The following is a 6,738-nucleotide window of genomic DNA, read 5'->3' on the forward strand; positions in this document are numbered from 1 at the left end:
AACACTATCATGGCACTGCACCGATTTACGCACGCCCTGCACCTGCTGGAGCTGTGGATTTTCAATAACCCGCGCAAAGTGCTCGCGCTGATCGCATTGCTCACGGTGTTTTTTGCCCTGCGCATTCCCGGGCTAAAAATCTACACCGACTTTGCTGACCTGCTGCCGCAACAGCACCCTTACATACAACTGCACAACAGTATTAAGGACGATTTTGGCGGGGCGAATGTGCTTGTGGTTGGCATCGAATTCGACGACGGCGACCTCTTTACCAATGAGCGGCTCGCGCTGATCGACCGCGTCACCCAGGCGGTGGACAACCTGCCCGGCGTGAACCACAACCTGGTATCCAGCGTGACTCACCGCAACTCGCGCAAAATCTGGCTCACAGAAGTCGGCAGCATTAACTCCCAGCCGTATTTCGACGCCACAAAAGGCCCTTACAGCAGCGACCAATTAGCCAGCATGAGAGCCGATGTGAGCGCTAACCCACGCGTATTTGGTCCGCTGGTTGCGCCCGATTTAAAGATGGCGCTGGTAAAAGCGCAGCTCATTGAAGGGCAACTCGACTACGAAAACACCTTCAAACAATTGCGGGAATTACGCGATGAGGTGGCGGCACAGGGCGTCACCCTATACGCCACAGGCCAACCAGTACTTGTGGGCTGGGCCTACACCTACATGGACCAGATCCTGCAAATTTTTGCCTTCACGGTACTCACCATGCTGGCGCTGCTGATTTTTCACTTCCGCAAAGCCTATGGCGTGTTGATCCCGCTGGGTGGCGTGCTGATCTCGACGATCTGGGGTCTGGGCATTATCAGTCTGCTCGGCTACAACCTTGATCCGCTCGGCCTGGTGATCCCGTTTCTCATCGCCGCGCGGGCAATGAGCCACGGTGTGCAGCTTGTCGAACGCTACTACGCCGAGGCGGCAACGCTGGGCAACGGCTCGGCGGCAGCCAAAGCCACCTTCGACAGCTTGTTCCGCCCCGGCTCACTGGGTGTGGTCTCAGATGCCATCGGTCTGCTGTTAATTTCCGTGGGATCGATCCCCCTGAACACCCACCTTGGCATCTACGCCTCACTCTGGGCGATTACCGTGGTATTCAGTGTGTTGGTGGGCGTGCCCCTGCTGCTATCGATTCTACCCACACCGCGCGAACCGCGCCTGAAAGAAACCGTTTTACGCCATATCGGTGCGAGCAGCTCACGCATTGTGAGCCAGCCGGGAAATGCGACGAAGCTGCTATTTGTCGCCGCGGTCGCTGTTGTACTGGGCATGGCCGCCGCGTCCCAGGTTCAAATTGGCGACTCCGAACCGGGCTCGCCGATTCTCTACCCCGACCACGACTACAACGTTTCCTCTCGCGTGGTGAACGAGCGCTTCCCCGGTTCGGAAGAACTCTATGTCATCGCCGAGACAGATAAAAAAGGCGGATTAAAACGCCCCGATGTTCTGAAGGCACTGGCTGACTTTCAAGCCCATATGCTCACCGACCCGGGCGTCGGCGGCGCGAAAGGCTTGCCCGATCTGATCAAGCAGGTGAATCGCCTGATGCATAACAACGACCCCCGTTGGTATCAGATCCCCCACGATGAACGCTACGTCGGCGGCTTGATGTTCACCTATATGGCCTCCAGCCCCATCCCCGGCGCACTGGACGAATTTAACAACACCGACGACCAAGTGGCGAACCTGGTCTTCTATTACAAGGACCGCCAGGGCGAAACCATACGTCGCGCCATTCATATGGCCAAGGAGTGGATCGCCCAGCACGGCAATGACGTCGAGGGCCTTACCATCAAGCTCGCCGGGGGCACCCTGGGCGTTGCCGCGGCCATGAATGAGTCGGCCTACCAGACCAACCTGATCGTACTGCCGCTGGTGTTCTTACTCATCTTTGCCTTCGTCACGCTGTTTTATACCTCCTGGCACGCCGGTGTGATGATGCTGCTGGCAATGTTATTTGCCACCACCCTCACCTACGCCTACATGGGATTGTCCGGGCTGAATATCGACATCAACACCGTGCCGGTAATCGCGGTGGGTATCGGCGTGGGCATCGACTACTCCATCTACATGATGGATAGAATTCGCGAGGAAATGGCCAAGTGCCAGAACCTGGCCCAGTCCGTACAGCGAGCAATCTCCACCACCGGCATGGCTATTAGCTTTACTGCATTAACGCTAATGGCAGGCATTGTCATGTGGGTGATCTTCTCCGACCTGCGTTTTCAATCGGACTCCGCGCTGCTGCTTTGCGTGATGATCGTCATTAACGGCATTACCGCCATGCTGCTTGTTCCTTCCTGGGTGCTGCGCTTCAAACCCCGCTTTATTACCGCCGTGTATGCCGACGAAGACGGTGTGCTCCACGCGGATTCAACAACCGCAAATTCTGTGGAAAACGCCCTCGGCGTTTCTCAAACCTAGTGGGTACCGGGTGGTCGACACCCGGCACCTCTTTCGCTCTACAACGAGGATCTGCTATGAAAAAAACAATAAAAGGCCTGCGATTCTGGTGTGCTGCTCTCAGTGGCGCCGCTGGCATATCAATGGTGGGAGGCACTGTGCAAGCCGACGATAGTACGCATATCGCCGGCTTCTACGAGAACGCGACCTTTGTTCGCGACGGTGTGGGACTGTCGAAGTTTCGCAATACCGTACAACTGGAAGCAGAGAAGCTGTTTGGTGATGTTGGCAGCTTCAGCAATGTCAGCATCAACGCCACATTTCGCGGCAGCTATGACGGCGTCTACGACCTGAATGACGACGAATACGGCAAAAATGCGGGTGGCCCAATTCGTCTTCAGGATGCCGTGCGCGGCTACGTTGATCATGGCGACGGTCTCTCCACCTCGAATACGCCGCTTCCGCCGGGGGCAACGCTGGAGTTCGACAATAACCGCAACCCCAACGACGGCATGGTGGTACTCGGCGAGCACTTGCACAAGCAAAATGGGGGCGTCGCCTTTGGCGTTCCTGTTCGCCCCTGCGATGTAGACAGTCGCGGCTGTATTGATGACTACCTGGACAAAGACCGCGACGAGCTGCGCTACCAGGAATTCAACGATCGCTATGACTTTATTCGCGAACTCTACGTCGACTTTGACTTGAGCTTCGACAATGGCGACATCCTCAGCACCCGCCTTGGTAAGCAGCAAGTCATCTGGGGAAGAACAGACTTATTTCGCGTGCTAGATGTTATCAACCCCGTTGATTACTCGCGCAATAATATCTACGACGAGCTGGAAGATATTCGCATCCCCATGTGGATATTAAAAACCGACTACCGCATGGGCCCAACCGAAATGTTCGACGGTTTCGCCTTTGACGACCTAAACGTTCAGTTGGTTTGGAACTTCGATAAGTTCCGCCCACACGATATTGGTCAGTGCGGCCAGCCCAACGTTATTCTCGATGCGGGCTGTTTCTTCCGCGGCATGAACAACCTTTGGGAAAATGGCGGCACCGTTGCCAACTTCGCTGGCGCCGACCCCAACGGCGGTGTTGCCACCGACTTCGGCCCTGGCCAGATCGGTATTCGCAAAGCCCACATGCCCAGCTGGAGCTTGTCCAACACCCAAGTCGGCCTGAAATTCGAAGGGGTGTACGGCGATTTGGGCTTCTCACTCAACGCCCTTAACTTCCGCTCACAGCTTCCCTCCCTGCGCGGCGGCATCCCCGCCGAAAACGGTTTCACCGGGCAGGTTGGCGTATGGCCATCATTGATCGCCTTCGATATTCACTTCCCCCGCGTCACGCTGTTGGGCGGCTCGCTGGACTATTACGCCCAGAGCATAGACACCGTAATTCGCGCCGAAGTGGCCCACACCAGCGGTGAAGAATTTGCCAATACGCTACGCAGCGAACTGTACTCAGAGTCAGATGTGCTGCGCTACGTACTGGGTGCGGATAAAAATATCTTCATTCCCTTCCTCAACGAGCGCCGAGCATTTCTGTTCTCAGGACAGATCTTTGGTCAGCACATCCTCGACCACGAGAGCGAGCACCGCTTGTATGGTGAAGCAGGTATTCCCGACTGGGAGCAAAACTGGACCGCAACACTGCTGATTAAAGGCTGGTGGATGAACGACCGCCTCAGCCCACAGATCATTGCGGCGCACGATATTCGCGCAGGCTCTTCCACCATTGCCCCCAGCATTGAGTGGTTGGTGAATGACCAACTCCGCCTCACTGCTGGCTTCAACGTCAAAGTTGGCGAAGGCGCTCAGAAGTTTGACGACTGCCGAACCTGTAACCCCTGGGCACCATTTACAGAAGCCTACCCCGGCCAACCTGCGGGCGAGACGGCAGGCCTGGGTGGCTACGAGCCACTGGGGCGCTTCCGCGCTGGCCCAATCGGCATGGCCCAAGAAGAAGATGAATTCCAACTGACTGTTCGCTACAGCTTCTAATAATAGAGAGGACACACCATGTTTAACTATCAACGTTTAAAACGCACCGTGCTTACCAGCTGCGCGGCCTGCCTGCTGGCGGGCAACGCAATGGCCAATGATGCGCTGATCAACAACTCCTTCCACCCTTACAAGGAGTCACTGCCCAGCCACCCAGGCCTTAGCGCTGGCACTGTCATTAACAAGGACAATGTTGCCCAGTTTAAAGACCTGCTCGACCCCGCTTTTCTCCATTTTGTCGAGCAAGGCTGGACAACCATAACCGTAGGCGAGACCACCTCCTTCGACCTGCATAGCAGCTATATTGACGCCACCCGCGCGTCACTCGGCAAGGTAACGCTCGGCGAGAAAGTGGGTGAAATCAGCGGCTGGCACGCCGGCCGCCCCTTCCCGGAGGAGCCCAAGGCCGACGACCCACGCGCGGGTGAAAAGCTGGCGTGGAACTACAAATACGGCTACAACTGGGGCGACAGCGCCGCGATCTACCCCTTCTACTGGAAGTACCGCGACATGAATACCGCAGCGGTGGAGCGCACCATTAAATTCAATTTCCATTTCTTGAACTTTAAAGGTCGCGTTAACCAGCAACCCACCCCCGAAATTACGCCGAACCCGTCAGACCTGTTCCGCGCAATCTATGTGCAGGTGCTAGACCCCTATGATGTGCGCAACACGCAGTTGTTGATCCATCGCGCTGCCGACGACCTCAAGCGTGATAACTCGTGGTTGTACCTCGGCTTTCAGAGACGCGTTCGCCGCCTCGCTACCGGCCAGGTTACCGATGCCTTCCTCGGCTCCGACCTAATGATCGAAGACTTCGAAGGCTATAACGGGCGCATCTCCGACATGAACTGGAAGTACAAAGGCACCCGCTACATGTTAATGCCGTTCTACAACCACAATGCCCTGCAGCTGGACAGCGAAACCCATAGCGATGATGACGGCTACCAAGTGGTCGCCTTCAGCGGCAAGGGCGGCTGCTTCCCAAACATCACCTGGCAGCTGCGCAAAGTGTACGAAGTGGAAGCCACCCCGGTCGACGAGGGGCACCCTCTTTCGAAGCGTATTCACTTTATGGATGCACAAACCTTCACGATTCCGCGCACCGTGTCCTACGACCGCAAGGGCAGCCTGTGGAAGACCTTCACCATCGGCCAGGCCCACCCCGACCATCACCTGCCGCAAAACAAAGGCAGTGGCGTTTCGATCGACGACAGCTTCAGCATGATCGACGTGCAAGCCAGTCACTGCACCACCGGGCAATTCAAAGGCCAAGTGGATCCCTCGCTCTCACCCGCCAGCATGTTTAGCGTTCAACACCTGCGCGCTACCGGCAGCTAATGGCGTCCCTGTCGCTGCGCTTCGGGACGTTGCGCAGCGGCATTAGCGGGTCTGTCGTCGATAAGCCCTCTTATCGACCCCGCTGAGAGTCACCATGCTCTCGCTCCTTGGGGCTGCATTGCGCAGCCCCCTTTTTTTCGACAACAACGAGGCCGTCAGAATGCCGCAAGAAACAACGACCGACCAAAGTCAGGCACTCACCGTGGTGATCTCCCGCCGCGTTAAACACGGCAAAGAACAGGAATTTGAAGCCCTCAGCAACGAAATGACCAGTCGCGCCAGCCACTTCCCCGGCTACCTTGGCGCCACCATGTTTCGCCCCGCTTCCGCCGACGATCCGGAATACCGCATCGTCTTCAAATTCAGCGACCCAGCCACTCTCTCCCACTGGGAGCAGTCCCCACGCAGGCTGGACCTGCTGCAGGAAATTGAACAGCTCCTCGTCACGCCGAGCGAACGGGAAATCACCGAGGGCATTGTCACCTGGTTTACCCTGCCGGGGCACAACCCCGTGCTGCCGCCACCGCGTTACAAGATGACCTTCGTCAGCTGGCTGGCACTCTACCCGGCCGTCACCGCCATCTTCTTCCTGCTGGGCGACTGGCTCGCCACCCTGCCGCTCCCCCTGCGCACACTCATTGTCACCGCCACCGTAATGCTACTGATGAGCTACGTGCTAATGCCCCGCATGACGCGCTGGTTCTCGCGCTGGCTTTACCCAAAATCGAACACCAATACCCGATGAAAGCGCGCACTCAACCCCGACAAGGCATGAAAAAGGCCGACCAACACCCCTCCACACCAATACAAGCTAACTTACTGTTTTCAAGGACTTGACTCACCGAATCGGAACAGGTTTAATACGCGCCTCTTGCGAAGTACATCAGTGACCTCGCCTACGCCCAGATAGCTCAGTCGGTAGAGCAGTGGATTGAAAATCCTCGTGTCGGTGGTTCGATTCCGCCTCTGGGCACCA

4 protein-coding genes and 1 tRNA gene are annotated in these 6,738 nt (G+C 56.9%); all 5 read left to right on the forward strand.

The features are described 5' to 3' along the window. Window positions 1-9 precede the first annotated feature (9 nt). The 5 genes from B3K78_RS16295 (at window position 10) to B3K78_RS16315 (ending at window position 6,738) form a co-directional block, all read left to right on the forward strand. Entirely contained in the window at window positions 10-2,436 is a 2,427-nt protein-coding gene (locus B3K78_RS16295; RefSeq protein WP_286696278.1) for an efflux RND transporter permease subunit, read from the forward strand. A 56-nt stretch (window positions 2,437-2,492) separates the two neighbouring features. Next, complete coding sequence (locus B3K78_RS16300; RefSeq protein ID WP_286696279.1) at window positions 2,493-4,421, forward strand: DUF1302 family protein; 1,929 nt, start codon at window positions 2,493-2,495, stop codon at window positions 4,419-4,421. A gap of 18 nt (window positions 4,422-4,439) precedes the next feature. Then, window positions 4,440-5,762, forward strand: a complete 1,323-nt coding sequence (locus B3K78_RS16305) for a DUF1329 domain-containing protein (protein WP_286696280.1) — start codon at window positions 4,440-4,442, stop codon at window positions 5,760-5,762. 94 nt (window positions 5,763-5,856) lie between these two features. Beyond that, window positions 5,857-6,507 carry an antibiotic biosynthesis monooxygenase gene (locus B3K78_RS16310; RefSeq protein ID WP_286696281.1) on the forward strand — a complete coding sequence of 217 codons (651 nt, stop codon included), beginning with the start codon at window positions 5,857-5,859 and terminating at the stop codon, window positions 6,505-6,507. 155 nt (window positions 6,508-6,662) lie between these two features. Next, window positions 6,663-6,738 (forward strand) — tRNA-Phe (locus B3K78_RS16315).

Source organism: Spongiibacter sp. UBA1325 (assembly GCF_002306875.1).
GTDB classification, from domain to species: domain Bacteria; phylum Pseudomonadota; class Gammaproteobacteria; order Pseudomonadales; family Spongiibacteraceae; genus Spongiibacter; species Spongiibacter marinus.

Bases quoted from the DNA above. Each gene is read 5' to 3' on its own strand.
- B3K78_RS16310 (WP_286696281.1), top strand. From the start codon at position 5,857: ATGCTCTCGCTCCTTGGGGCTGCATTGCGCAGCCCCCTTTTTTTCGAC.
- B3K78_RS16295 (WP_286696278.1), top strand. From the start codon at position 10: ATGGCACTGCACCGATTTACGCACGCCCTGCACCTGCTGGAGCTGTGG.
- B3K78_RS16300 (WP_286696279.1), top strand. From the start codon at position 2,493: ATGAAAAAAACAATAAAAGGCCTGCGATTCTGGTGTGCTGCTCTCAGT.
- B3K78_RS16305 (WP_286696280.1), top strand. From the start codon at position 4,440: ATGTTTAACTATCAACGTTTAAAACGCACCGTGCTTACCAGCTGCGCG.